General features: G+C 67.1%; 22 protein-coding genes. 6 read left to right on the forward strand and 16 right to left on the reverse strand.

What is annotated here, in order from left to right; all coding sequences use genetic code 11:
• The first annotated feature begins 2 nt into the window (after window positions 1–2).
• The gene (locus tag ACYVJ8_RS16750; protein WP_460714528.1) at window positions 3–1181 is read left to right on the forward strand and encodes an ABC transporter permease; all 1179 of its coding nucleotides are present in this window, start codon (window positions 3–5) and stop codon (window positions 1179–1181) included.
• A 3-nt stretch (window positions 1182–1184) separates the two neighbouring features.
• Here the strand turns inward: ACYVJ8_RS16750 and ACYVJ8_RS16755 are convergent, their stop codons facing one another.
• Window positions 1185–1799, reverse strand: a complete 615-nt coding sequence (locus tag ACYVJ8_RS16755; protein ID WP_460714530.1) for a nucleotidyltransferase family protein — start codon at window positions 1797–1799, stop codon at window positions 1185–1187.
• Window positions 1796–2785 carry an XdhC family protein gene (locus ACYVJ8_RS16760; protein WP_460714532.1) on the reverse strand — a complete coding sequence of 330 codons (990 nt, stop codon included), beginning with the start codon at window positions 2783–2785 and terminating at the stop codon, window positions 1796–1798. The genes ACYVJ8_RS16755 and ACYVJ8_RS16760 overlap by 4 nt, the downstream gene beginning before the upstream one ends.
• Before the next feature lie 134 nt (window positions 2786–2919).
• On the opposite strand from ACYVJ8_RS16760, the gene ACYVJ8_RS16765 reads away from it, so the two are divergent.
• The 3 genes from ACYVJ8_RS16765 to ACYVJ8_RS16775 all read left to right on the forward strand — a co-directional run bounded on the left by ACYVJ8_RS16765 (window position 2920) and on the right by ACYVJ8_RS16775 (window position 6275).
• Window positions 2920–3375, forward strand: a complete 456-nt coding sequence (locus ACYVJ8_RS16765; protein ID WP_460714534.1) for a (2Fe-2S)-binding protein — start codon at window positions 2920–2922, stop codon at window positions 3373–3375.
• 65 nt (window positions 3376–3440) lie between these two features.
• Complete coding sequence (locus tag ACYVJ8_RS16770; protein ID WP_460714536.1) at window positions 3441–5639, forward strand: xanthine dehydrogenase family protein molybdopterin-binding subunit; 2199 nt, start codon at window positions 3441–3443, stop codon at window positions 5637–5639.
• Between the two features lie 9 nt (window positions 5640–5648).
• Window positions 5649–6275 (forward strand): hypothetical protein, encoded by a 627-nt coding sequence (locus ACYVJ8_RS16775; protein ID WP_460714538.1) that lies wholly within the window; start codon window positions 5649–5651, stop codon window positions 6273–6275.
• A gap of 154 nt (window positions 6276–6429) precedes the next feature.
• Here the strand turns inward: ACYVJ8_RS16775 and ACYVJ8_RS16780 are convergent, their stop codons facing one another.
• From ACYVJ8_RS16780 to ACYVJ8_RS16795, 4 genes are read right to left on the reverse strand one after another with little or no spacing between them, the layout of a single operon-like run.
• Window positions 6430–6864 carry a GNAT family N-acetyltransferase gene (locus tag ACYVJ8_RS16780; RefSeq protein ID WP_460714540.1) on the reverse strand — a complete coding sequence of 145 codons (435 nt, stop codon included), beginning with the start codon at window positions 6862–6864 and terminating at the stop codon, window positions 6430–6432.
• Window positions 6864–7805 carry an EamA family transporter RarD gene (gene rarD / locus ACYVJ8_RS16785; protein ID WP_460714542.1) on the reverse strand — a complete coding sequence of 314 codons (942 nt, stop codon included), beginning with the start codon at window positions 7803–7805 and terminating at the stop codon, window positions 6864–6866. The genes ACYVJ8_RS16780 and rarD overlap by 1 nt, the downstream gene beginning before the upstream one ends.
• On the reverse strand, window positions 7802–8746 hold the full coding sequence (gene yedA, locus ACYVJ8_RS16790; protein WP_460714544.1) for a drug/metabolite exporter YedA: 945 nt from the start codon (window positions 8744–8746) through the stop codon (window positions 7802–7804). The genes rarD and yedA overlap by 4 nt, the downstream gene beginning before the upstream one ends.
• A 21-nt stretch (window positions 8747–8767) precedes the next feature.
• On the reverse strand, window positions 8768–9334 hold the full coding sequence (locus tag ACYVJ8_RS16795; RefSeq protein ID WP_460714546.1) for a DinB family protein: 567 nt from the start codon (window positions 9332–9334) through the stop codon (window positions 8768–8770).
• Window positions 9335–9426: 92 nt separating this feature from the next.
• Here ACYVJ8_RS16795 and ACYVJ8_RS16800 point away from each other — a divergent pair, with 92 nt between their 5' ends.
• On the forward strand, window positions 9427–9927 hold the full coding sequence (locus ACYVJ8_RS16800; RefSeq protein ID WP_460714548.1) for an Lrp/AsnC family transcriptional regulator: 501 nt from the start codon (window positions 9427–9429) through the stop codon (window positions 9925–9927).
• A gap of 36 nt (window positions 9928–9963) precedes the next feature.
• On the opposite strand, the gene ACYVJ8_RS16805 is transcribed toward ACYVJ8_RS16800, so the two are convergent.
• The 6 genes from ACYVJ8_RS16805 to ACYVJ8_RS16830 all read right to left on the reverse strand — a co-directional run bounded on the left by ACYVJ8_RS16805 (window position 9964) and on the right by ACYVJ8_RS16830 (window position 16413).
• Window positions 9964–10314: a YciI family protein gene (locus ACYVJ8_RS16805; RefSeq protein ID WP_460714550.1), complete on the reverse strand. Its 351-nt coding sequence runs from the start codon at window positions 10312–10314 to the stop codon at window positions 9964–9966.
• A 583-nt stretch (window positions 10315–10897) separates the two neighbouring features.
• Entirely contained in the window at window positions 10898–11767 is an 870-nt protein-coding gene (locus ACYVJ8_RS16810) for a methylated-DNA--[protein]-cysteine S-methyltransferase (protein ID WP_460714552.1), read from the reverse strand.
• 124 nt (window positions 11768–11891) lie between these two features.
• On the reverse strand, window positions 11892–14141 hold the full coding sequence (locus ACYVJ8_RS16815) for a carboxy terminal-processing peptidase (RefSeq protein ID WP_460714554.1): 2250 nt from the start codon (window positions 14139–14141) through the stop codon (window positions 11892–11894).
• Between the two features lie 248 nt (window positions 14142–14389).
• Window positions 14390–15406: a lipoyl synthase gene (gene lipA / locus ACYVJ8_RS16820; RefSeq protein WP_460714556.1), complete on the reverse strand. Its 1017-nt coding sequence runs from the start codon at window positions 15404–15406 to the stop codon at window positions 14390–14392.
• A gap of 7 nt (window positions 15407–15413) precedes the next feature.
• Window positions 15414–16055, reverse strand: coding sequence for a lipoyl(octanoyl) transferase LipB (gene lipB / locus ACYVJ8_RS16825; protein WP_460714599.1), 642 nt, complete (start codon window positions 16053–16055; stop codon window positions 15414–15416).
• A 79-nt stretch (window positions 16056–16134) separates the two neighbouring features.
• Window positions 16135–16413 (reverse strand): DUF493 family protein, encoded by a 279-nt coding sequence (locus ACYVJ8_RS16830; protein ID WP_460714558.1) that lies wholly within the window; start codon window positions 16411–16413, stop codon window positions 16135–16137.
• A gap of 77 nt (window positions 16414–16490) precedes the next feature.
• Between ACYVJ8_RS16830 and ACYVJ8_RS16835 the strand changes: the two genes are divergently transcribed.
• Window positions 16491–16694 (forward strand): hypothetical protein, encoded by a 204-nt coding sequence (locus ACYVJ8_RS16835; RefSeq protein ID WP_460714560.1) that lies wholly within the window; start codon window positions 16491–16493, stop codon window positions 16692–16694.
• Window positions 16695–16787: 93 nt separating this feature from the next.
• Here the strand turns inward: ACYVJ8_RS16835 and ACYVJ8_RS16840 are convergent, their stop codons facing one another.
• The 4 genes from ACYVJ8_RS16840 to mltB form a co-directional block, all read right to left on the reverse strand.
• Window positions 16788–17756, reverse strand: coding sequence for a CsgG/HfaB family protein (locus ACYVJ8_RS16840; RefSeq protein ID WP_460714562.1), 969 nt, complete (start codon window positions 17754–17756; stop codon window positions 16788–16790).
• Window positions 17757–17939: 183 nt separating this feature from the next.
• Window positions 17940–19139 carry a D-alanyl-D-alanine carboxypeptidase family protein gene (locus ACYVJ8_RS16845; RefSeq protein WP_460714564.1) on the reverse strand — a complete coding sequence of 400 codons (1200 nt, stop codon included), beginning with the start codon at window positions 19137–19139 and terminating at the stop codon, window positions 17940–17942.
• A 202-nt stretch (window positions 19140–19341) separates the two neighbouring features.
• The gene (locus tag ACYVJ8_RS16850; protein ID WP_460714566.1) at window positions 19342–20625 is read right to left on the reverse strand and encodes a septal ring lytic transglycosylase RlpA family protein; all 1284 of its coding nucleotides are present in this window, start codon (window positions 20623–20625) and stop codon (window positions 19342–19344) included.
• Window positions 20622–21839 carry a lytic murein transglycosylase B gene (mltB, locus tag ACYVJ8_RS16855; protein WP_460714601.1) on the reverse strand — a complete coding sequence of 406 codons (1218 nt, stop codon included), beginning with the start codon at window positions 21837–21839 and terminating at the stop codon, window positions 20622–20624. Before mltB ends, ACYVJ8_RS16850 begins: the two co-directional genes overlap by 4 nt.
• Window positions 21840–22149 lie beyond the last annotated feature (310 nt).

Consider the following 22149-nt stretch of genomic DNA (forward strand, 5'->3'; position numbering starts at 1 on the left):
ACATGCTGAGTCAAATCACCGCCATCACTGGGCTGAACCTCAAGAGCATTCCCGAGCGTTGGGCCTCCTCGCTGGTGATCGTCGTCGGCCTGGCCGGCGTGGTCGCCGTGTTCACCGCGTTGCTCGCGATGGCCGCCGGCTTCGACAAGACGCTGGCGGCCACGGGCCGCACCGACAACGCGATCATCCTGCGCGGCGGCTCCGATGCCGAACTCAACTCGGGCCTGGGCCGCGATTCGGCCACGCTGATCAAGCAAGCCCCCGGCATCCGCAAGGGTGTCGACGGCAAGCCGCTGGCCTCCGGCGAGATGATCGTGATCGCCGAACTGGTGCGTCAGGGCGACCAGAAGAACGGTGCCAACATCACCGTGCGCGGCGTCGAGTCCAATGCGTTCGCGCTGCGTCCGCAACTGAAGATCGTCGCCGGCCGGATGTTCCGCACGGGCTTGCGCGAATTGATCGTCGGCCGCGGCGTCACCCGCCAGTTCCAGGGCGCCGAGCTGGGCAAGACTCTGCGCATGCGCGGTTCGGACTGGACTGTGGTGGGCATCTTCGAATCCGGCGATGCCTACGACAGCGAACTGTGGACCGACGCGGAAGTGGCGCAGACCACGTTCAACCGTCGCGGCTACAGCTCGGTGCTGGTCGGCCTGGACGGCGCCAACGGCCTGAAGACGCTGCAGGACAATCTGAAGACCGATCCGCGCCTGGAAGTGGACGTGAAGAGCCAGCAGGAGTACTTCAGCGGGCAGACCAAGAACTTCCGCAAGCAGATCGGATTCCTTGCCAGCGTGGTGACCTTGATCATGGCGTTGGGCGCGATCTTCGCGGCACTCAACACCATGTATGCGGCCGTGGCGACGCGAGCGAAGGAAATCGCCACGCTGCGTGCGATCGGTTTCGGCGGCCTGCCGGTGCTGATGTCGGTGATGATCGAGTCGCTGGTGCTGGCCTTCGCCGGCGGCGTCCTCGGCGCGATCATCGCCTACCTGCTGTTCAACAACTTCTCGGTGTCGACGCTGGGCGAGAACTTCACCCAGGTGGTGTTCGCCTTCAAGGTCACGCCGCCGCTGGTAGTCACCGGCCTGGTCATCGCGCTGGTGATCGGTTTCATCGGCGGCCTGTTGCCGGCGTGGCGTGCGGCGCGGATGCCGGTGACGACGGCCTTGCGCGCGGCGTAAGCCTCAGGCGATTTCGTCGGATGGATCGAGCAGGCCGCGAGCGATCGCGGCCTGTTCGTTTTCAGGTGTGTCGATATCGTATTGCAGCTCGTCCGCGGCCAGGCGCCATACCGCGCCCGCGGGCATCGCACTCAGGTGTCGGCCGAAGCCTTGTTCGCCTTCGAGCTCGTGCGCGTGCTGAAGCAGGTCCGCAGTCACGACCGCAGGCAGGCCCAGGTGCGCGTCGTGAATGGTGGCGGCGCAGCGGGATGCGACGCTTGCCGCGCCTGCCAGCAGTTCGCGCAGATGTGCGACTTCGAGCGCCGGCTGATCGCAGCCGAGTATCAGGACGGGACCGGCATGCGCGCGCAGCGCTTCCGCACCGCACTGCAGGCTCGTCGACCGGCCCACGGTCCAGTGCGGATTGACCGCCGTTTGCGCGTCGAAGTCGGCGATGGCCCCCGCCATCGTTTGTGCGTAACCACCCAGGACGACGACGATGCGTGACGGCAGCGTTTCCTGGGCCAGGCGCACTGCGCGATGCAGCAGGGTTTCTCCATTTCGCATCAGCAGTTGTTTCGGTCGCCCGAGGCGACGGCTACCGCCTGCGGCCAGCACGATTGCCGCGTGTTCGTTCATGGCGAATGGCGGTACGCGTGCAGCTGCGCGGCGATGCTCAACGCGATCGCTTCGGGACCGTGTCCACCCAGATCCAGGCCCACCGGCGAATGCAGGCGGCTCGCCAGCGATTCGCGCTCGTTTGGCGACAGCACGCGGAACAGATCATCGCGGCGGCGTGTCGGTCCGAGCAGGCCGATGAAGCCGATGTCGGTGCCGGCGAGTGCGGCGAGCGCCTCTCGATCGAGTTCGAAGTGGTGGTGCATCACCAGGGCGGCGTCGAAGCGTGCCTGGGGCCACGCTGCGATCGCGGTCTGTGGCGACGCCGCGATGGCGTCGTCCGCTGCTGCAGCCAGCGGTGCCCAGCGCGGACGCTGTTCGATCAGCGTCGCGATCCAGCCCAGGCCACGCAGCGCCGGCAGCAAGGACGGCGTTTCCGGTCCTGCGCCGAAAATCGCCACCGTCGGCGGCGATGCGACTTCCAGCGACCACGCGCCCGCTTGCGTCACACTCTCGTCCAAGACCGCCAGCTGCCAGCGCTGCTGCAGCAGACCGACTTCGGCGCGAACGTCGCCGCCGGCGGCGAGGTCGATGCGCAACGGCGCTTCGGCGCGCCGCCAGGCTTGCATCAGCTCACTCCATCGGGGCATTGACCGCAGCGGCAGCAGCGCCATGCGCAATTTCCCGCGGCAACCGAGCGCGGAGCCGGAGAACAGATCCTCGTCGTCGCGCGTGTCGACTTCGAACCAGCTCATCTTCCCCGACGCCGCGACCTCGCGGGCGTGGCGTTCGATCTCCGGCTCCAGGCAACCACCGCTGAGCCAGCCGACCTGTCCCGCATCGCGCGTGAAGAGCGCCATCGCGCCGGGCCGGACGTAGGTCGATCCTTCTGTCGCCACCACCAGCGCGAGCACGGCGGCGACGTCCTCCGACGCCTGTGCGGAAGCCTCCAGCACGGCGCGCGTGCCGCCGGGAGGTGAACGGGTGACCGCGACCTGGATGTCCATGACGACACAATCCGGAAGCATTCGACACGCAGAGTCTATGCCTGGTTACCCCCGCCGTGCCCCTGCTGCGGCGTGCCATGCACACCGGCGGGCGCAGGAGTAGGCTCGGCCTTCCCCAACCGGGAGAGCGCGCCATGAAGCTGCACGTCAATGGCACGGAGCATGAAGTGGCCGCACCGGCCGACATGCCCCTGCTTTGGGTATTGCGCGATCTGATGGGCATGACCGGCACCAAGTTCGGCTGCGGCGTCGCGCAGTGCGGCGCTTGCACCGTGCATGTGGACGGCATTCCGCGGCGTTCGTGCGTGACGCCGGTGGAGAGCGTGGTCGGTAAGCAGATCACCACGATCGAAGGCCTGTCGAAGGACGGCAGCCATCCGGTGCAGCGCGCGTGGGCGGAACTCGATGTCGTGCAATGCGGCTATTGCCAGTCCGGCCAGGTGATGGCAGCGGCCGCGCTGCTGGCGAAGGTGCCGCAGCCCAGCGACACCGATATCGATCAGGCGATGTCCGGCAACATCTGCCGCTGCGGCACGTATCCGCGGATTCGCGCGGCGGTGCATCGGGCCGCGGAACTCGCCAAAGCTTGAACGTTCTTCTCTAGCGCCGCCTCTCGGCGCGTCGTGTTGTGTTGCGCAGTGCATCGGAGGTTCCCGTGAACGCCGTGCCCCGTAAGCTTTCCCGTCGCGACTTCCTCAAGACCGGCGCCGTCATGGGCGGCGGCCTGGTCGTCGCCTTCGTCATTCCCGGTGCGCATCGGCTCGCTTCCGCCGCATCCATGCCGACCGCTGCGGCCTTCACGCCCAACGCGTTCCTGCGCGTGGGCAACGACGACAGCGTGACCGTGCTGATCGCGCATTCGGAAATGGGCCAGGGCATCTGGACGGCGCTGCCAATGCTGATCGCCGAGGAACTCGACGCCGACTGGTCGAAGATCCGCGTCGAACACGCGCCAGCTGCACCTGCTTACGCGCACACGCAGTTCGGCATGCAGATGACGGGCGGGTCGACTTCGACCTGGTCCGAGTTCGACCGCTACCGCCAAGCCGGCGCCGCGGCGCGAATGATGCTGATGCAGGCGGCTGCCACGCGTTTCAGCGTGCCGCTGGAGCAGGTTAGAACCGAGAACGGCGAAGTGATCGCCGGGAGCAAGCGCCTGCGCTACGGCGCGCTCGCCGACGACGCCGGCAAGCTCAAGACGCCCGATCCGGCCACGCTCAAGCTCAAGGACCCGAAGGACTGGAAGTTCATCGGCAAGCCCACGCGGCGACTGGATACGCCGGAGAAGATCACCGGCCGCGCGAAGTTCGGCATGGACGTGCAGTTTCCCGGGCTGCTCAGCGCCGTCGTTGCGCGCGCGCCGGTGTTCGGCGCGAAGGTGAAGTCGTTCGATGCCGACGCGGCCAAGCAGGTCGAAGGCGTGCGCAAAGTGGTGCAGGTTCCCACCGGCGTCGCCGTGGTCGCCGATCACTACTGGGCGGCCAAGCGCGGCCGCGACGCGTTGAAGATCGACTGGGACCTCGGCGAAGGCGCGGCGATGGACAGCGGCGCCATGCGCGCCGAGCTTTCCAGACTCGCCGCTACCGCGGGCATGCCCGCGGCGCAGGCCGGCGATGTCGATGCCGCCCTGCCGAAGGCGAAGAAAACCGTGGCCGCGGTGTATGCCCTGCCCTATCTCGCGCACGCCCCGATGGAGCCGCTCAATTGTTCTGTGAAGGTCGGCGCCGACGGTTGCGAGATCTGGACCGGCACGCAGTTCCAGACGCTCGACCAGACCGTCGCTTCGAAGATCCTCGGCCTGAAGCCGGAGCAGGTGCAGATCCACACCACCTTCCTCGGCGGCGGCTTCGGCCGACGCGCTACACCGACCTCGGACTTCGTCAGCGAAGCGGTGCACGTGGCGAAGGCCGCGGGCGTGCCGGTGAAGACGGTGTGGTCGCGCGAGGACGATATCCGCGGCGGCTACTACCGCCCCGCCTACGTGCACGACGCACGCATCGGCGTCGATGCGAACGGCATGCCGACCGCGTGGCGGCACGGCATCGCCGGGCAATCGATCCTCGCCGGCTCGCCCTTCGAAGCGGTGCTGGTGAAGAACGGCATCGACGGCACCTCGGTCGAGGGCGTCGCCGATTCGCCCTACCTCAAGGACATCGCCGATCATCGCGTCGACCTGCACTCGCCGCGCACGGCGGTGCCGGTGCTGTGGTGGCGTTCGGTGGGGCATAGCCACAGCGGTTTCGTCATGGAGAGCCTGATCGACGAACTCGCGCATTCGGCCGGGAAGGATCCGCTGGCGTACCGGCGTGCGCTGCTGCAGAAGCATCCGCGCCATCTGGGCGCGCTGAATCTCGCCGCCGAGAAAGCCGGTTGGGGCAAGCCCTTGCCCAAAGGCCATGCGCGCGGCATCGCCGTGCACGAATCGTTCGGCAGCTACGTCGCGCAGGTGGCGGAGATCTCGATGGAGAAATCGGCGCAGGGCGAGCCGCACATCCGCGTGCATCGCGTGGTCTGCGCGATCGATTGCGGCATCGCGGTGAATCCGGAAACCATCCGCGCGCAGATGGAATCCGGCGTCGCCTTCGGCCTGAGCGCGGCGCTGCACAGCCGCCTGAGCTTCCGCGACGGGCGCGTGGAGCAGTCGAACTTCCACGACTACCCGGTGCTGCGCCTCGCCGAGATGCCGAAGGTGGACGTGCACATCGTCCCGAGCACGGAGAAATCCGGGGGCGTCGGCGAAACCGGCGTGCCGCCGATCGCGCCGGCCGTCGCCAACGCGGTGTTCGCGCTGACCGGCGAACGCCTGCGCGAACTGCCGCTGCAACCCTCGGCCGAACGGCCGGCCCGCGCCTGAGGTGATGCCATGCGAATCCTTGCTTCGATCGAATCGGGCTTTGGCTGGCGAATCGGATCGCTCGACCTGCGCCTCGTGGTCGCGCTATGCGGCGTGTTGTTCGTCGCCGGCTGCGAAACGCAGGCGGCGCCGGAACGGCAACAGGCCGGAAAGGCGGCGTTCGCGACCATCCACAGCGTGTTCCAGCATCCGCGCTGCGCCAATTGCCACATCCCCGGCGACGGACCATTGGTGACCGATGCAGCCGTGCCGCATCCGATGGGCGTGGTGCGCGGCCCGGAAGGCCATGGCGCCGTCGGCCTGCCCTGCGCGAGCTGCCATGGCGACAGGAATTCGCCCGCGAGCTACGGACCGCATGCACCTCCGGGTGCGCCGCATTGGGGCTTGCCGCCGCCGAATCGGAAGATGGCGTGGATCGGCCTGTCGCCCAAGGCGACCTGCGAGATGATCAAAGACAAGAAGAGCAACGGCAACCGCGATCTGGCCGCGCTGCTCAAGCATGTCAGCGATGACAAGCTGGTGCTGTGGGGTTGGGAGCCGGGCGGCGAACGCGCGCCGGTGTCGGTGCCGCACGATGAGTTGGTGGCGGCGTTCAAGACTTGGGTGGATGCGGGTGGGCCGTGTCCTGATGCATGACGGCCCCTCACCCTGAGTCGTTGCGCGACTCTGTCCCTCTCCCCGCAAGCGGGGCGAGGGGTAGACACCCTCTTCTCCCCGCTTGCGGGGAGAAGATGCCCGAAGGGCAGATGAGGGGGAGCGAGCGCAGCGAGCTGCTTGTGCTTAGCGGGAGTCAGTCGAGCTCCGCGCGAAAGTGAAAGCACTCGATTCCGAATCCCTCGCGGAAGTAGAACCGATGCGCACCTTCGCGCTTCACGTGGGAGATCAGCTGGATCTGGCTGCAGCCGCGGGCGCGCGCTTCTTCCTTCAAACGCGCGATCAGGCGTGAACCGCAGCCGCGCGAGCGTCCGCCTTCGTCGGTAACCAAGTCGTCGACGTACAACAGCCGGCCGCAATAGAGCATGTTCATCACCCGGAACGTCGCCACCGCGCGCACTGTGCCGCCATCGCGCAGGGCCAGCAGCTGCAGGCCGTCGCTGTCGTGCAGCGCGCGCATCGTCGCCACGTAATCCTCGCGGCGCAGATGCGGGCGCAGCTGGTTCATGACCACGAAAGTCGCGGCGATCTCGTCGTCGCTTTGCGCCAGCGCGATCTCGACGCCGGCCATCACGCGCTCCGTGCGGCGGTAGCCGCGATGGCAGCGATCTGGCGCCGCGCCCGCAGCGCGCCATCGAGCGCGAAGATCGCCAGTCCGATCCAGATGAAGACGAAGCCGATCAGGCGATTGCGGTCGAACGCCTCATGGAAGACGAACACGCCGGTGAGGAACTGCAAGGTCGGCGCGATGTACTGCAGCAGACCGACGACCGACAGCGGCACGCGCCGCACGGCAAAGGCGAAGCCGATCAGCGGCAAGGCCGTGAGCGCGCCGCCGAAGATGAGCAGCGCATCGACGCCGAGGCCCCAGCCGGGTGCGCCATCCGCCGGCAGAAAGCCGCCCTGCCCATGCGACGCGCCCCACAGCATCACCGCGAGCGCCGGCAGGAACAGGTACACGCTCTCCACGCCCAGCCCCGCCACCGCATCGATCGCCAGCAGCTTGCGCAGCAGGCCATACAGCGCGAACGACAAGGCCAGGCAGATCGCGATCCACGGCGGCTGGCCGAACTGGATCGTCAGCCACAACACGCCGGCGGCGGCCAGGGCCACGGCGGCCCACTGCGAGCGCGACAGGCGCTCGTGCAGAAAGGCGACGCCCAGCACCACGTTCAACAAGGGATTGATGAAGTAACCCAGGCTGCTTTCGACCACATGGCCGGCGTTGACCGCCCAGATGTACAGGCTCCAGTTGAAGCCGATCAGCGCGCCGCTCAAGCCCAGCATCCAGGCCGCGCGTGGACGCGCCAGCGCCGCTCGCAGCCAGCCGCGGCCCTGCTTCCACAACAGCCACGCGACCACCAGCAGCGTGCTCCATATCACGCGGTGCGCGACGATCTGCAGCGACGGCACCACCTTGAGCAGATGCCAGTACAGCGGCATCAGCCCCCACAGCACGAACGAGGCGATCGCGACCCACAGGCCGGCGCGGTTTTCACTGTGCGGATTCATGCGGCGGGCTCGCTGCTGGAGGCGTTGGCAATGGGGGCCGCAGCGGGTGCCGACGATCGCGTCTTCGCCAGCGTGATGATCACCACGCCGACCAGGATCACCGCCATTGCACCCAGGTCGTGCGCGGTGAAGCTCTCGCCGCCGAGCATGAAGCCGAAGAACACCGCGATCGGAGGATTGACGTAGGCATAGCTCGTCGCCAGCGCCGGGCGCACGTGATGCAACAGCCAGATGTAGGCGGTGAAGCCGAAGATCGAGCCGGCGACGACGAGGTAGAGCATCGCCGCGGTGGCTTCCATGGTCGGCACGTGTGCGAAGCGCTCGCCGGTGACCAGCGCCGCGGCCAGCATCCACAGACTGCCGACCAGCATCTGTCCGGCGGCCATCATGAAGGGCTCGGGCAGATCCAGGTCGCGGCTCCAGATCGAGCCCCAGGCCCAGGCGATCGCCGCGATCGCAAGGCACACGCCGCCCAGCAGCGACGACGACAGTTCGCTGCCCGCGTTGAGCCAGATCACGCCGAGGAAACCGATGATCGTGCCGACCCATTCGATCTTGCTCGGATGGCGCCCGCGCAACATCGCGAACACGCCGGCGAACAGCGGCATCGACGCCACCGCGATCGCGGCGAGGCCGGAGCCGACCTGGGTCTCCGCCAGATTCACCAGGCCGTTGGACAACAGCACCATGAAGAGGGACAGCACGCCGAGCGTGCGCCATTGCTTCCTGGTCGGCGCCTTGGCACCGCGCCAGCGCAGCACCGCGAACATCAGTGCGCCGGCGATCGCCATGCGGATCGCGCCGAGCAGGAACGGCGGATAGCTCTCCAGCGCAAAGCGGATGGCCAGATAGGTCGATCCCCACAGCACGTACACCGACGCCAGCGCGAAGGCGATGGCGAGCGCCGAAGTGCGGTGAGAGGTGGCAGCGATGGCGGTCATGGGGGAGGAGGCGTGAGGTCGTTAGGAAGCGGGAGAGTGGGCGCGCGAGGCTTCGATCTGGCCGAGCAGCCATTGCAGGCCCGCCAGATGCTGCTGGTCGTGGCTGCACAGATAGTGCATCAGGCCGCGCACGGTGACCGGGCCGTAGCCTTCGAACTCCGCCGTGCGCGCGAGAGCGTCAGCTTGCAACGTCGACAACAGCGCAACGGTACGCGCCCGTGCAACGCGGAATTCCACCAGCGCTTTGTCTGCGTCGTCGTCGCTGGCGTAGCCGCGTTCGGCGGCCAGCGCATAGCTGTCGATGTCGGCGAGCAGCGGCCGCTCTTCCTGCAGGGTGCGTGCGAATCGCACGTGATATCCCTCCAGCTCGATGTCGCGCACGTGCAGGATCTGTTCCAGCGGCGTGAAGCGCTCGCTGGGTATGCCCTCCCAGGATGGCGGCGCCCAGCGCGCGAAGCCGGCGGGCACGGTCGCGTAGTGGGCTTCCAGTTGCGCCGGGAACGCGGCCAGCGCCTGCAAGGTGGTGGCGATCGCCGGATCGTGAGCAGCGGCGGTATTCGTCAACAGCGATGGCTCGAGCAAGGTCATGGCTCGCATCGTCAACGTGGGGATGGGAACAGCGTATCGGCGCGCCAAGCATCGCGCTTGAAAATACATGCGCGTTGGCGCAAAAATTTTGCATGCCCGCCGCACCCCTCCCCCTCGACGAATTCGACCATCGACTGCTCGACTTGCTGCAGCGCGATGCCGGTCTCACTTTGACGGCCCTCGGGGAAACCGTCGGCCTGTCGGCCAGCGCGGTGCAGCGACGGATCAAGCGTTATCGCGAAAGCGGGTTGATGCGTACCGTGGCGGTGTTGAATCCGGCGCAGCTCGCCAACGTAACCCTCGCGACCGTGCTGGTCGCGCTGGAGCGCGAGTCGGCGCGCCACCACGCGACCCTGCACGCGCGCCTGCGTTCGGCGCCGGAGGTGCAGCAGTGCTACGTGCTCGCCGGCGAGTGGGACTATCTGGTCGTGCTGGCGACCAACGGCCTGGCGCACACGCGTGAAGTCGCCGAGCGTCTGTTCGGCGGCGACGAGAACGAGTACCTCAAGCGCTACGAAACCCGCATGGTCTTCGAAGTGGTGAAGCAGGGACTCGCGCTGCCGACGCGGTTGCCGGGGCGGCGCAAACGCTGAGGCGTCGCGCCGTCTCGACCGTCACAGCGTGACCGGTTACATGCCAGGCAAGGGCAGGCACTCCATGACCTCGACGCCGTCGCCGGGGAAGATCGTGAAATGCGGGTGCTTCTCGAACAGGCGCGCGGCCGCCTCCTGCGATTCCGCCTCGACCACCGTGTAGGCGGCCAGGTTGTTGCGGGTATCGGTGATGCCCGCGCTGGTGATGCGCTTGGTCCTACCCAGCGGTGCGCCTTGGTCGACGATGACCTGGGCATTGGCTTCGGCCCACTGTTTCCAGGCCTGCATGCCTTCGCTCTCGCGGCGCTGGCGTTCGGCGGCGTCGAGTGCTTGCCAAGCGGCCATGGACTCGGGGGCTCCGGTGAAGACAGCCATGAACTTTTTCATTCGATTCTCCTGGTAGCGGCAGTGAGGCCTCGTTGGCCTTACCTGGACGACGAATCGGGAGCGTTGAATTCGACACTACGCCCCGGGCCGCGCAGGAAGCGTAAGCACAACAGCGTCGGCTTCGTTGCGGCGCGCTACCCGACGCGATGGGGGTGCTCCGCCCCTCCGGACGGCATCCCTGCCTTTAGTCGGGGCCGCGGACCATCCTGGTCCGCTCTCCGCACCCCCATCCCATCGGGCAGCGCTTACCGCGAGCGTTGTGATCGCCGCTTCGGCATCAATGCTCTTCTTCTCCCCGCGTGCGGGGAGAAGATGCCCAAAGGGCAGATGAGGGGAGGCGAGCGCAGCGAGTTGCTTTTGACGCGCCCGAGACGCGTGGGAGGGCACGCGGTGCCGGTGGGCAGGCGCGACTGTCAGCGGCATGGATGCCGCTGACCAAGCCTCCATGGACGGATTCACGGCGTGTCGCGACTGCCCACCGGTGCCGACTGCCCGGGCCGGGATAGCTACCGCCGACACCTCCCCTCACCCTGCTTCGCTGCGCGAAGCTGTCCCTCTCCCCGCAGGCGGGGCGAGGGATGGTTCAGGCGGCGCGTTCGCGCTGCAGCACCTTTTCCTTCAAAGGAAGTCCCCAGCGGTAACCACCGAGCGAGCCGTCGCCGCGAACCACACGATGGCACGGCACGACGATCGCCACGCGGTTGTGCGCGCAGGCGCTCGCCACCGCGCGCGCACCGCGCGGTGCGCCTAACTGCGCGGCGACTTCCGCGTAGCTGCGGGTTTCGCCGCGCGGGATGCGCATCAACGCGTCCCACACCTTTTTCTGGAAGGCGGTACCGATCAGATCGATGTCCACCTGAGCCTGCTTGCCAGCCAGCGCATCGGCCACCGCGCGCAGCCGCGGCGCGAGGAAATCATCGCGGCCGGCGTCGACCCGTTCGAGCGATGCGCGCGGGAATTCGCTGCGCAACTTCGCCTCGAGGAGCGCGGCGTCCTCGCCCAATTCGATCATGCAAATGCCACGCTGCGTGGTCGCGACCAGCGCCGTGCCCAGCGCGGTGTCGAGCAAGCTCCAGCGGATCTGCTCGCCGTCGCCGCCGGCGCGGTAGCGCGCCGGGGTCATGCCCAACTTCGCCGCACCCAGCTCGTAGACGCGCGAAGGCGAACCATAGCCCGCGTCATAGAGCGCGGCGCTGACGTCGCGGCCCTCGCGCAGTGCGGATTTGAGCGTGCCGAGTTTGCGCTGGGCGAGGTATTCGGCCGGGCTCAGGCCGTAGCATGCAGTGAAGCGGCGCTGCAGGTGCGAGGGGCTTAAGCCGACGGCTTCCGCCAGTTCCGTGAGCGAAGGCTCACCGGCATCGAGCAGCGTGCGCACGTGCTCGAGCTTGTCGCGGGAGGCGCTGTCCCGGGGCGGGAAGGCCTGGCTGGGGAATTTTTTGACCATGGCGTTCATGGCCTCAAGGGTAGGAGCACTGGAAGGTACTCGCTATCCGGATCTTGCGGTGACGGCCCCTCACCCTGCGTCGCTAGCGCGACGCGGTCCCTCTCCCCGCAGGCGGGGAGAGGGAGAAAACACGTCAGTCGGCCCAATGCCCCGGCTTCGCCGCCTGCGGCAGCACCTGCACGGATAGCTGCTTGTCGCCGTTGAGCAGTTGCACGGCGTCGGCGAGGATCGCCGCCGATTCGCGCAGCAGCGGGTCCGGGCGCTGATCGGCCAGCTTCTCGCGCGCGGCGTCCTTGGCGATGTCGCGTTCGCTCGAGGCCAGGCCGTCGTCGGCGATGTCGTCCGCCAGCGGATCGATGGCGAGGCCCAGCGCCTTGCGCTGTTCCTGACGTTGCTTGCGCTTGGTGTCGTCGCGGTCGCGCTCGGCACGGCGCTCGGCCTCATTCAACGACACCGACTTCTTGGCGCGCTCCTCGCGGAACTGCGCCACGTCTTCGCTCCACCACTGGAATTCCTTGTCCTTGGAGATGCGCGCGGTGTGCATGCTTTCCAGCTTCGGCAGCAGCGGGGCGAAGTTGCCGTAGCGGGTGTGCGGAACGCCAGCGATGCGCGTCCACGGCAGCGCGTTGTCGTAGGTGCTTTCGCCGAATTCGCTGGCGTCGACCGAGACCGGGAAGGCGATGTCCGGCACCACGCCCTTGTTCTGCGTGCTGCCGCCGCTGACGCGGAAGAACTGCGCGATGGTCAGCTTGACCTGGCCGAAGCGCGCGGTCTCGTTGGCCGGCCAGCGGTCGAGGTCGACCAGGTTCTGCACCGTGCCCTTGCCGAAGCTGGTCTCGCCGATGACGAGGCCGCGGCCGTAGTCCTGGATCGCGCCGGCGAAGATTTCCGACGCCGACGCCGAGCCACGATTGATCAGCACGGCCAAGGGGCCTTCCCAGGCGATGCCGGAATCCTCATCGCCATACACCTGCACGCGGCCGCCGGATTCGCGCTGCTGCACGACCGGACCGCGATCGATGAACAGACCGGTGAGGTCGATCGCTTCGTCGAGCGAACCACCGCCGTTGTTGCGCAGGTCGAGCACGACGCCTTCGACCTTTTCGCCGCGCAGCTTGGTCAGCAGCTTGGCGACGTCGCGCGTGGCCGAGGCGTAGTCGCCATCGTTGCGGCGGCGGCCTTCGAAGTCCTGATAGAAGCCGGGCAGCTTGATCACGCCGACGCGGCGCGCGGGCGCACCGTTCGCGGCAGGCAGGGTGATGATTTCCGACTTCGCGGCCTGGTCTTCCAGGCGCACCTTGTCGCGCACCAGCACGAGACGGTTGGGATGGCTGTCGAGGCCGGCTTCGGCCGGGATCACGTCCAGACGCACCTTGGTGCCCTTGGCGCCGCGGATCTTGCCGACGACGTCGTCGATGCGCCAGCCGATCACGTCTTCCATCAGGCCGCTGTCGCCCTGGCCGACCGCGACGATGCGATCGCCCGGCTTGAGCTTCTGCGACTTGCCGGCCGGGCCGCCGGGCACGATCTCGCGGATCGCGACCACGTCGTCCTGCTTCTGCAGCACCGCGCCGATGCCCTCGAGCGAGAGCGACATCGTCATGTTGAAGTTGTCGGCCGAACGCGGAGTGAAGTAGTCGGTGTGCGGATCGATCGAATTGGCGTAGCTGTTGAGGAAGGTCTGGAACACGTCCTCGCCCTTCAGCTCGGCCACGCCCTTGGACATGTTCGCGTAGCGCTTGTCGAGCGTCTTGCGGATGTCTTCGGGCTTCTTGCCGGCGAGCTTCAGGCGCAGCCAGTCGTTGCGCACGGTCTGCTTCCACAGCGTGTCGAGCGCGGCTTCATCGCTCGCCCACGGCGCCTTCTCGCGGTCGTATTCGAAGCGGTCGTCGCCGGTGAAGGTGAAGATGTCCTGCTTGAGCAGGTTGCGCGCATACGCGACGCGCTGATCGAAGCGCTGGCGGTACGCGCCGAAGATCGCGTAGGCGGGATCGAGCTTGCCGTTCTTGATCGCGTCGTCGAACTGGAACTTGAACGCGTCGAACCGGGCGATGTCCTGCGCGGTGAAGAACTGCTTGTTGCCGTCCAGCGCTTCGAGGTAGCGCTTGTACATGTCCGCCGACAGCGTGTCGTCGAGCGGACGCGGACGGTACGCGTAGCGACTGTCGGACAGCAGACCGTAGACGAGCTTGGCGGCGGTGGTCTGGTCGGTGGTAGGCGCGTTGGGCAGCGTCTTCGCATCGACCGACTTCAGCAGCACCTTGTCGCTTTGCGGCGGCTGCGGCAACTGCGCGGTCTTGGAACCATCGGCCGCCAGCAGCGCCAGAGGTGCGGTGAGCAGGAAAGCGGCCAGCACAGTGGCGCGTGGAGTCTTGATTTTCATCGCGGGGTCTTCGCGGACCGTTGTGGTCCGGGGCAAGGATGTCGCGGGATTCGACCGGTCCACAGTGCCGGAAGTTGCAGCCCCTGTCGACTGCGTGCAACACGCCAAAGTGTGCCGATTACCCGATTAATCGAGGATCGCCGCGCACCCTCGGGGAAAGGTTCAGTTTGGTGAGCGGTGTCTCACGGCGACGGCCGTAGGCACGCGTATTGCGTAGCCGCCGGGTTCGGCGGCGGCCTGAACAGTGCTCAGGCCGCGACGAATCCCGCTTCGGCGGCGGAACGGTCGGCGTGGTACGACGAGCGCACCAGCGGGCCGGAGGCGACGTGGTTGAAGCCCAGCTCGTAACCGTAGGTTTCCAGCTGCTTGAACTCGTCCGGCGTCCAATAGCGCAGGACCGGATGGTGGTGCGCGGTCGGCTGCAGGTACTGGCCGATCGTGACCATGTCGACGTCGTGCGCGCGCAGGTCGCGCAGCGTCGCCTGTACCTGCTCCATGGTTTCGCCCAGGCCGAGCATGATGCCGCTCTTGGTCGGCAGCTCCGGATGCTGTTGCTTGAACTTCTGCAGCAGGGTCAGCGACCACTGGTAGTCGGCACCCGGGCGCACGTTGGTGTACAGGTCCGGCACCGTCTCGATGTTGTGGTTGAACACGTCCGGCGGATTGACCTTGAGGATCTCCAGCGCGCGTTCCATGCGGCCCTTGCCGCGGAAGTCGGGGGTGAGGATCTCGATCTTGGTGCGCGGGCTGAACTCGCGGATCGCGGCGATGCAGTCGACGAAATGGGACGCGCCGCCGTCACGCAGGTCGTCGCGATCGACCGAGGTCACCACGACGTACTTCAGGGCCATGTCCTTGATCGTCTGCGCCAGATGCAGCGGCTCGGCCGGATCGGGCGGCTTGGGCCGGCCGTGGGCGACGTCGCAGAACGAGCAGCGGCGCGTGCAGACCTCGCCGAGGATCATGAAGGTCGCGGTGCCGTGGCTGAAGCACTCGTGGATGTTCGGGCAGCTGGCTTCCTCGCACACCGTGACCAGGCGGTTCTCGCGCAGCTTGGCCTTGAGCTGCTGCACGGAATTGCCCGATGGGATGCGCACGCGGATCCAGGACGGCTTGCGCAGCACCGGCGCGTCGGCGAACTGCACCGGCGAACGGCCGATCTTGTCGCCGCCGAGCTGTTTCACCCCGGGTTGCAGCGCCGCGGGCGCGTCGCCGGCCACGACCTCGAGGGGAATGGTCTTGGGGGAATCGGATGCGGACGACATGGGCGACTCAGGCGACGACAGGGAGTTCAGGGGCAACGGCGGGCTGCACCGACAACCCGAACAAACGGGCGATGTGCTGCACGAGCACCGGCTTGACCGCATCCAGGCTGGAAGGGCCGCCCAAGTCTAGCATCGAGGTCACCTGCAACCCCGCGTATCCGCAAGGATTTATCCGCATGAAGGGCTCCAGGTCCATGGCGATGTTGAAGGCCAGGCCGTGGAAGGTGCAGCCGTGGCGGACGCGGATGCCCAGGGCGCCGATCTTGGCCCCGTTCACGTAGACGCCGGGGGCGCCGTCCTTGCGCGCGGCATGGATGTTCCAGTCCGCGAGGGTGTCGATCATCGCCTGCTCGATCTTGCAGACGTATTCCTTCACGCCGACCTTTAGCCGGCGCAGGTCGAGCAGCGGGTACAGCACGATCTGGCCGGGACCGTGATAGGTCACCTGGCCGCCGCGATCGACGTGGATCACCGGGATGTCGCCCGGCATCAGCACGTGCTCGTCCTTGCCGGCCTGGCCCAGGGTGAAGACGGGATCGTGTTCGACCAGCCACAGCTCGTCGGGCGTGGCGTCGTCGCGCGCGTCGGTGAAGGCCTGCATCGCGCGCCAGACGGGTTCGTAGGGCTGGCGGCCGAGGTCGCGCAACAGCGCCGGACTCGCCGTCGTTGCGTCCGCCGCGGACGAGACGCAGGCCGGATCGCCTGCCGAAACGGTTACAGCGTCCACTTCACAGCGTCCACTTCACTTCTGGATGATCGCGCAGCACCTGGTGGGCGCGGTCGTACTGCTCGCGGTTTTCGGCGCGAAAGCTGATCCGGACCGAGACGTACTTGCCGTTGGACGAGTGCTTCCACTGCACGGTCTCGGTTTCCACCTCGATACCGGCGTCGAGCAGGCGTTGCGGCAATTCACGCTCGAGGCCCGCATCGGCGGCGCCCATGGCGCTGAGTTCGAAGCTGCCGGGGAACTGGAAGCCGTGTTCGGGGTTGTCGGACTTGATTTCCATGGCCGGGAAAATGGGGACGGGGCCGGATAACCCAAGGGAGCGTAGGATGCGCCCAATCCCGCCGCCGGACCACTTCGATGGATGTCGCCGCACTGTTCTGCGGAGTGTTGTTCAGCTCCATCGGGCTGGGCTTCTTCATTTATGGCAAGCGCCAGAGCGCCCCGGTCCCGCTCGTCTGCGGGCTCGTGCTGATGGTGTTTCCCTATTTCGTATCGACCGTCTGGATCATGGTGCTGCTGGGCGCGGCGCTGATGGCGATTCCGTATTTCCTGCGGATCTAGTGACAGTGGCCTAGTCGTCGCCCCGAATAATTGCACCGAAACAAAAAGGGCTGCCGATGGCAGCCCTTTTGCTTGGTGTCGTGCGCGCGGCGCTTACTTGGACAGCCCCAGCAGGGTCGACGAGACCCAGCCCTTGTTGCCCAGCTCGTCCTCGACTTCCCACATCACGCCCTGCTTGGTGCCGGTCGGGTACAGCATCATGCCGACGTCGAGCGAGCGGACCGCCTTCTTGCCATCCGGGCCGGTGAACAAGCGCGCCGGCTTGTTCACGGTCACCGCCTGCTGGGCGTTGGCCGCGGAGGCGTTCTCCGGCAGCCCGCCAAGCTGGGCGACGACGTCGTTGTAGGCCTGCAGGTAGGCCATGGTGATGACCTGGCCGATCTCGGTGTTGGCATAACCGCCGACGCCCGCGCCGCCCAGGCCGCTGCCGCCCCATAGGCCGGCGCCCGCGCCGAAGCCGATATCGGTCTTCTTCGCGCTGCCTTCGGCCATCGCCACCTGTTCGGACGAACGCACGTCGGTGATGGTCAGCACCACGTCGGCGGTCTTCTTCTTGAAGTTGAGCGCACCGCCCAGCGCGGCGCCGCGGCTGCCGCCCAGCAGTCCGCCGACCAGCGCGCCCACGCCGGTGCCGCCGGCGTTGCTGTTCTGCGCGACGAGGTCGGGAACCATCACGTAATCGGCCGCCTTGATCTGGCCCTTGCCGACATTCGAACGACCGCGCAATTCACCGCCGTAGGAGAGCTCGCGCTCGCGCATCGCCGCGTCCATGCCAGCGCCGCGATCGACCAGAGTGAAGCACTTGGACTTGTTGACGAAGACCTTGATCAGCTTGGACGGCGCGGGAAGCTGCTGGCCGGTCCACCAGTTGGTGGCGTCTTCCGGTTCGAGCACCGAAATCGTGCCGAGCTTCTTCGCGCAGACCGGGATCTGCTGCATCTGATCCTTGCGCATGTCCTGCGCGCTCTGGCGTTGCGCCAGCGCGGGGCTTGCGGCCATCGCCAATGCGGTGCCGATAAGGCAGAGACGGAAAAGCGTGCGATGGGGGCTGGTGTTTTTCATGTGCGTTCCTTGTGGTGAGCTCAAAAAACGCGATGGCCGGCTTGGTGCTCGCCGGCCATCGGTTCGATGCCACTAGGAACGGGAATGCGGATGCATTCCGGACAAGCAAGCTCGCTTCGCTCGCCGCCCCTCATCTGCCCTTCGGGCATCTTCTCCCCGCTATGCGGGGAGAAGAGCACTTAATCAGTTCGACTCCCACCACATCCAGAATTCATCCCACAGGCGCTTGAAGAAACCGCCCTCTTCCACTGCGTTGATCGCCACCATCGGACGCTGCGCGATCACCTTGCCGTCGAGCACGACCTTCACCGTGCCGATCTTCTGGCCCTTGGTGATCGGTGCCACCAGCGTCTTGGGCACGTCCATCGACGGCTTGAGCTGGGCGTAGCGGCCGCGCGGCACGGTGACCAGCAGCGGCTCGGCGACGCCGAGGTTCACTTCGGCGGTCGCGCCCTTCCATACCTTCTGCTTGGCGATCGACTTGCCGGCGTCGTAGAGCTTGTGGGTCTCGAAGAAACGGAAGCCCCAGTTGAGCAGCGCCTGGCTGTCGCTGGTGCGCTGATCGTCGGAGGTCGAACCCATCACCACGCTGATCAGGCGCTGGTCGCCGCGCTTGGCCGAAGCCATCAGGCAGTAGCCGGCGCCGGAGTGGTGGCCGGTCTTGATGCCGTCGACGGTCGGATCCAGCCACAGCAGGCGGTTGCGGTTGGGCTGGGTGATCGGACCGACGGTGAATTCCTTGACCTTGTTGTAGGCGTAGGTACCGGGGAAGTCGCGGATGAAGGCGCGGCCGAGCAGCGCCAGATCGTGCGCGGTCGAAAAGTGCCCTTGCGCCGACAGGCCGGTCGCATTGACGAAGTGCGAGTTCTTCATGCCGATGCGTGCGGCGTAGGCGTTCATCAGCGAGGCGAAAGCGTCTTCGCTGCCGGCGACGTGCTCGGCCAGTGCGATCGCGGCATCGTTGCCCGACTGGATCGCCATGCCCTTTTCCATCTGCTCCAGCGGCGCGGTCTTGTTGACCTCGAAGCCGCTGTAGCTGCCGTCGGTGCCGGCGCCACCGGTGCGCCAAGCGTTCTCGGACATCATCACCTGATCATCGGCCTTGACCTTGCCGCCGGCGACTTCCGCGGCGATCACGTAGCTGGTCATGACCTTGGTGATGCTCGCCGGCTCCAGCTGGGTGTCGTAGTTGTCGCCGGCCAGGACGTTGCCGCTGGCGGCGTCCATCAGCACCCAGGCGGTCCCGGTCACCTTCGGCGGCGGCGGTACCGGCAGCGCGTCGCTGGCGGGCGGCAATGCGGGCTTGGGGGCGGGCGTCTGCGCCAGGGCGAGGCCGAGCGTCGACGTGAGCAGGAGGGCGGCGAGGGCGAAACGGGATTTCATTGCGGGAGTGGCTCCGGCGGCCGGGGTCTGGCCTATGTGCTGCGGAAGGAAAAACGTCGACGACTAAGAAAAGTCGGAAAAACTGGGCGAATCGTAGTGCAGTGTGGCGTTCGGCTCCACGTCCGATGTGAAGACGGGCCGGATCGGGGGTTCTACAACAGCCTGTCGCTTGCCTTTCTCGGCCGCGGGCGCGGCATCACCCTTACCGTGTCTCCAGGTCTACCGCGGGCCCCCGCACGCGTTTTGGCGCGCCGAAGCCCAGGCCGGCGATCCGTGCCGCCAGTTCCGGGGCGACGCCGGCCGCCAGCGGTCCCACGCGCAGGCGCCAGACCTTCTGCCCGTTGGCCTCGCCGTCGGCCAGCGAGGCCGTGTCGATGCCGGCCCCCTGCAGCACGGCCAGGGCGCGGTCGGCGTTGGCGCGGGCGGAGAACGAAGCCACTTGAAGGAAGACGCGCTCGCCGCGCGGCTCGGGCGCGGCCGCGCCGGCCTTCACAACCTCGGCCGAAGCGATGGAGCTCTTGTTCGTATCTGCCGCGGCGATCGGAGCCTTCACCGTATCGGGCACGCCCGGCTTGCCGGTCGCGATGCGCACCTGCCGCGACTTCATCCACGCGTCGAATTCGGCCGCGCTCATCGTCCGGCCATCTTGACGCATGTCGAAGCGTTGCTCGGTATTGGCTTGCGCACCGCCGCGTTCCGCGGCGGCGACCGTGGCGACGGGCATCGCGGCCACCAGGCGGTCGATGGCGCTGGGCGCGGCCTCATGCTTTGCGGGTTCCGGCTTTTGTCGGGATTCTCGTCCCGCCATCGCGCGCTCGTCCTGCATGTCGCGCGGTGTCAGCGCGCGCACTTCGACGCGCGCCGTACCGCGGCCGACATAACCGAGCTTGGTCGCTGCTGCGTAGCTCAGGTCGATCAGCCGGCCTTCGTGGAAGGGCCCGCGATCGTTCACGCGCACGATCACCGACTTGCCGTTGTCCAGGTTGGTCACGCGCGCGAAGCTGGGCAGCGGCAGCGTCTTATGCGCCGCGGTGAAGGCATACATGTCGTACACCTCGAGGTTCGAGGTGCGGCGGCCATGGAACTTCTTGCCGTAGAACGAGGCGATGCCGGTTTCGACGTATCCCTGCGGGTCGTCCAGCACTTCGTATTTCTTGCCCAGTACCGAATAGGTCTTGCGGTTGCCCACGGACGAACGCGGTTCGTCGGTGATTTCGGGCTCGGGAATCGCGTCGACGTCGGGAATGTCGTCGGGCACGCTGTCGCGCTCGCCGGGCGCATACAGTCCGCCGGCTACGTAGTTGCCGCGCTTGCTCGGATCTTCCTGCGCCGCGGCGTAGGGCGATTTCTTGCGCGACGACTGCGAGGCTTCGCTCTGCGCTTTCGCTTCCGCCCGCGCCGTTGCCGGCGGGGGTGCGGATTTCTTCGGTGCGCCCGCGCAAGCCGCGAGGGCCAGTGCCAGGACTGCGGTGAGCCAGGCCTTCATGCGCCGGGCTGTCCGTTCGGGTTGTCGGCTGGCGCCACCGGCGGTGGCGTCACTTCCGCGGGCTGCGCGATCAGTTGCGCGAGTTGGTACACGGCGGTCGCGTAGCGAATGGAGTTGTTGTAGCTCCAGATCGCGCGGAAATTGCGGAACGTCAGCCAGTATTCGTCGCTGTCGCCGTCGAGCATGATCGGCGCGCCGGTGATGGCGGGCGGTACCGGCTCGAGCGGTTTGTAGCCGGCCTGTTCCAGCGTCGCCCGTGTGTGGATCGGATCGCCGTTGGAATCGGGCAGCGCGATCGCGCCCGGCGTGTAGCTCGCGCGCACCATGATCGGTTCGCCGCGAACCCAGCCGCCTTTCTTCACGAAGTAGTTGGCGACCGAGGCGAAGACGTCGTCGAGATCGTTGAACAGATCGCGCATGCCGTCGCCATCGCCATCCACGGCGTAGGCGCGATAGCTGGAAGGCATGAACTGGCCCCAGCCCATCGCGCCGGCGTAGCTGCCGGTGAGCGTGGTGACGTCGAAGCCGGTTTCCTTGCCCAGCTTCATCAGCTGCGCGAGTTCGTCGCGGAAGAAGGCTTCGCGCTGGTTCTCGCGCTCGATGCGGTCGGGGGCGTTGGTACGCGGGTAGTTGAAGGCGAGCGTGTACAGGGCATCGAGTACGGGCGCCTTGCCGGTGTTGCCGCCCCAGTTGGTCTCGACGCCGAGGATGGCGACGATAACTTCGCCGGGTACGCCGTACTGCGCTTCGACGCGCGCGAGTTGCTCGCGATGTTCGGCGATGAAGGCGCGGCCGCCGTCGATGCGCTGTTGGGTGATGAAGATGGGGCGGTAGTCGCGCCAGGGTTTGGTCTCCGCCGGGCGGGCCATCGCGGCGACGGTGCTTTCGCGGATCTGTGCCTTGGCCAGGACGGATTCGATGTATGCCGGATCCAGGCCGTACTTGGTCGCGGTTTCCGCCACGAAGGCCGCGCGTACTTCATCGCTCGGGGGTTGCGGCGGCGGCAAGGACGCGGTGATCGCGTCGGCGGCGGTCATGCCGGGTGCTGCAGGCGTCGCGGACGCCGTCGCAGCGGCCCGCTTGTGCTTAGGCGCGGTGGTTGGGGACGTCGGCGCCTGGGTGGCGCAGGCAGCAAGTGCGAGGGTCAGCGCGCTGGCCAGTGCGAGTCGCACCGGTTCGATCCACGCGCTGCCAGGGGACGGGCATCGGGTCATCGCGGCCGAGGGTAGCAGCGAAGCCGTGATTCGTGAATCGTGCGGCGAAATTCGTTCAGTCATTACTACGGCCTTTTCTAACCTCCCTCGCCCCGCTTGCGGGGAGAGGGACAGCTTCGCGCAGCGAAGCAGGGTGAGGGGATGTGCGCTTTCGGCGGCAGCGATCCCGGCACCGCCTGCCCTCCCACTCATCTCGGCGCTTTGATAAGAGCGAAGGCAACTCGCTGCGCTCGCTCCCCCTCATCTGCCCTTTGGGCATCTTCTCCCCGCAAGCGGGGAGAAGAAGAGCATTGACGCCGAAGCGGCGGTC

The organism is Lysobacter terrae (assembly GCF_054782215.1).

What these genes read in the sequence shown, in the direction of transcription:
- rarD (WP_460714542.1), bottom strand. Translation starts at nt 7,805, where the DNA reads ATGAATCCGCACAGTGAAAACCGCGCCGGCCTGTGGGTCGCGATCGCC.
- ACYVJ8_RS16780 (WP_460714540.1), bottom strand. Translation starts at nt 6,864, where the DNA reads ATGGCCGGCGTCGAGATCGCGCTGGCGCAAAGCGACGACGAGATCGCC.
- ACYVJ8_RS16800 (WP_460714548.1), top strand. Translation starts at nt 9,427, where the DNA reads ATGCCCGCCGCACCCCTCCCCCTCGACGAATTCGACCATCGACTGCTC.
- ACYVJ8_RS16845 (WP_460714564.1), bottom strand. Translation starts at nt 19,139, where the DNA reads ATGAAATCCCGTTTCGCCCTCGCCGCCCTCCTGCTCACGTCGACGCTC.
- ACYVJ8_RS16760 (WP_460714532.1), bottom strand. Translation starts at nt 2,785, where the DNA reads ATGGACATCCAGGTCGCGGTCACCCGTTCACCTCCCGGCGGCACGCGC.
- lipA (WP_460714556.1), bottom strand. Translation starts at nt 15,406, where the DNA reads ATGTCGTCCGCATCCGATTCCCCCAAGACCATTCCCCTCGAGGTCGTG.
- ACYVJ8_RS16765 (WP_460714534.1), top strand. Translation starts at nt 2,920, where the DNA reads ATGAAGCTGCACGTCAATGGCACGGAGCATGAAGTGGCCGCACCGGCC.
- ACYVJ8_RS16830 (WP_460714558.1), bottom strand. Translation starts at nt 16,413, where the DNA reads ATGGAAATCAAGTCCGACAACCCCGAACACGGCTTCCAGTTCCCCGGC.
- ACYVJ8_RS16840 (WP_460714562.1), bottom strand. Translation starts at nt 17,756, where the DNA reads ATGAAAAACACCAGCCCCCATCGCACGCTTTTCCGTCTCTGCCTTATC.
- ACYVJ8_RS16850 (WP_460714566.1), bottom strand. Translation starts at nt 20,625, where the DNA reads ATGAAGGCCTGGCTCACCGCAGTCCTGGCACTGGCCCTCGCGGCTTGC.
- ACYVJ8_RS16795 (WP_460714546.1), bottom strand. Translation starts at nt 9,334, where the DNA reads ATGACCTTGCTCGAGCCATCGCTGTTGACGAATACCGCCGCTGCTCAC.
- ACYVJ8_RS16815 (WP_460714554.1), bottom strand. Translation starts at nt 14,141, where the DNA reads ATGAAAATCAAGACTCCACGCGCCACTGTGCTGGCCGCTTTCCTGCTC.
- ACYVJ8_RS16750 (WP_460714528.1), top strand. Translation starts at nt 3, where the DNA reads ATGCTGAGTCAAATCACCGCCATCACTGGGCTGAACCTCAAGAGCATT.
- ACYVJ8_RS16755 (WP_460714530.1), bottom strand. Translation starts at nt 1,799, where the DNA reads ATGAACGAACACGCGGCAATCGTGCTGGCCGCAGGCGGTAGCCGTCGC.
- yedA (WP_460714544.1), bottom strand. Translation starts at nt 8,746, where the DNA reads ATGACCGCCATCGCTGCCACCTCTCACCGCACTTCGGCGCTCGCCATC.
- mltB (WP_460714601.1), bottom strand. Translation starts at nt 21,839, where the DNA reads ATGACCCGATGCCCGTCCCCTGGCAGCGCGTGGATCGAACCGGTGCGA.
- ACYVJ8_RS16835 (WP_460714560.1), top strand. Translation starts at nt 16,491, where the DNA reads ATGGATGTCGCCGCACTGTTCTGCGGAGTGTTGTTCAGCTCCATCGGG.
- ACYVJ8_RS16805 (WP_460714550.1), bottom strand. Translation starts at nt 10,314, where the DNA reads ATGAAAAAGTTCATGGCTGTCTTCACCGGAGCCCCCGAGTCCATGGCC.
- ACYVJ8_RS16775 (WP_460714538.1), top strand. Translation starts at nt 5,649, where the DNA reads ATGCGAATCCTTGCTTCGATCGAATCGGGCTTTGGCTGGCGAATCGGA.
- ACYVJ8_RS16810 (WP_460714552.1), bottom strand. Translation starts at nt 11,767, where the DNA reads ATGAACGCCATGGTCAAAAAATTCCCCAGCCAGGCCTTCCCGCCCCGG.